4 protein-coding genes are annotated in these 1,944 nt (G+C 60.4%); all 4 read left to right on the top strand.

Annotated features, from left to right (window positions below):
* On the top strand, window positions 1-581 hold a 581-nt coding region (locus QCE79_RS32610; RefSeq protein ID WP_309851492.1), incomplete at its 5' end, for a phage baseplate assembly protein V.
* The gene (locus QCE79_RS32615) at window positions 578-934 is read left to right on the top strand and encodes a GPW/gp25 family protein (protein ID WP_309851496.1); all 357 of its coding nucleotides are present in this window, start codon (window positions 578-580) and stop codon (window positions 932-934) included. The genes QCE79_RS32610 and QCE79_RS32615, both read left to right, overlap by 4 nt.
* Window positions 931-1,845 carry a baseplate J/gp47 family protein gene (locus QCE79_RS32620; protein WP_309851499.1) on the top strand — a complete coding sequence of 305 codons (915 nt, stop codon included), beginning with the start codon at window positions 931-933 and terminating at the stop codon, window positions 1,843-1,845. The genes QCE79_RS32615 and QCE79_RS32620 overlap by 4 nt, the downstream gene beginning before the upstream one ends.
* 1 nt (window position 1,846) lies before the next feature.
* A partial coding sequence (locus QCE79_RS32625; RefSeq protein ID WP_404989456.1) for a phage tail protein occupies window positions 1,847-1,944 on the top strand: 98 nt, incomplete at its 3' end.

Consider the following 1,944-nt stretch of genomic DNA (forward strand, 5'->3'; position numbering starts at 1 on the left):
CGATGGGCGACCCCGCACAAGGCGTTGTATGGGGAGGCATCCTTAGCGGGCGCGTGAAGCCGCCCACTCGCAGCGCTGACGTTCATGCGACCGCTTATCCGGATGGCGCACTGATTCAATACGACCATGCGGCTCACACGCTGTCCGCGAAGCTTCCCGAGGGCGCGACCATCGATCTCGTCGCACCAGACGCAGTTGTTGTCAAAACGCAGAAGGCTTCGATCGAAAGCGACGACTGCACCCTGAAATCAAAGCTCATTACGCTCGACGGCGATGTCGTCGTCAGCAAGTCGATGACGGTCGCAGGCGCATTCGCGTTTCAGTCCGGTATGAGCGGACAGGGTGAGGGCGGGAGCGATGACCACGCGATGCGCATTGACGGCGGCGCTCACTTCTCGAAGGATGTGACGGCGGCCGGAGTCAGTGTGGAGGGCCACTTGCACCGTGCTCAAGGCTCCACTGCACCCACGAGTAAGCCGATCAAAGGCGCGAGTTTCAGAGGTATGAATGCGGCCGCTGGTGCAAGGGTCTGCAAGTCGGCATTACGCCGACGGTTCAATCGCCGGAGAAAAGCCGTATGAGAGGCATGAACGCACTCAACGGCCGTTGGATCTCCGGCCTCGATCATCTCTACCAGTCGATCGGCAAGATCGTTTCGACGCCGCTTGCCTCGTGCATCAAGCGTCGCGACTTCGGCTCCGAATTGACCGATCTGATCGACGCACCGGCCAACGGCGCGATGCGAACTCGCCTGTACGCGGCCGTTGCGACTGCGCTGATGCGCTGGGAGCCGCGTCTCACGTTGACCCGTGTGCTGCTTGTCGCCGATGAGGCGGCGCAAGGGCTGCTTTACCTTGAAATCGAGGGCTGGACCGGTGTGAGCGGCACGCCCGTGCGTGCGCGCGTTGACGTCTTGAGTGGAAAAGTAGCATGAGCGCAACACCTATCGATCTTTCTAAGCTCCCGTCGCCAGACATCATCGAGACGATCGATTTCGACACCTTGTTGTCGACTTTGAAAGCGAAATTCGTCTCGCTGCATACCAAGGAGGAACAGGCGGAGATATCGGAGACACTCAAGCTCGAATCCGAGCCGATTGTGCGCTTGTTGCAGCTGCTGGCCTATCGCGAAATGACGCTGCGCCAGCGCGTGAACGATGCCGCGCGCCGAATCATGCTCGCCTATGCGATCGATGCAGACCTGGATCATCTGGCCGCGCTCGTCGGCATTAAACGGCAGACGATCACGCCGGCGAACCCCGAGAAGGGGACCAAGGCCAAGATGGAGGGCAATGCCGATCTGCGTGCGCGGGTGCAGCTCGCGCCACAGCGTTTCTCCGTGGCAGGTCCCGAAGGGGCTTATATCTCGCTTGCGCGCAACGCGCACGCTCATGTGCTCGACGCGACCGCCATCAGTCCTGCGCCGTGTGAGGTGCTCGTCACGATCCTGTCTCGCTTGGATGATGGCGCGGCCGAAGCGAGCTTGATTGATGCCGTCGTCTCCGCGTTGAGTGCAAGCGACGTGCGACCGCTCACCGATAAGGTCACGGTCAAGTCAGCTGAAGTCATCAAATATGAGGTGCGCGCGAGGTTGACTTTCTTCTCCGGCCCCGATCGCGCGGTCGCGCTTGAAGAGGCCAACAAAGCCATGAAAGGCTACGCCGAGCAGATGCACCGGCTTGGGATGGAAGTCACGCTCGATGGAATCTATGCGGCTGCACGCGCACCGGGCGTTCAGAAGGTCGTGCTTGAGCAGCCGCTCCAAAGTATCAAAGCGTCCAAGACGCAAGCGCCTTATTGCACCAGCATCGAACTGATCGACGACGGGGTGTACAGCCTTGAATAAATTGCTTCCGCCCAATGCGACTCGGCTCGAACGCCGGTTTGCCGATACGAGCGCATCTATTGACGACATTCCGACGCCGCTTGCCACGCTCATCGATCC

This window comes from Caballeronia sp. LZ003 (assembly GCF_031451465.1).
Taxonomy (GTDB): Bacteria; Pseudomonadota; Gammaproteobacteria; order Burkholderiales; family Burkholderiaceae; genus Caballeronia.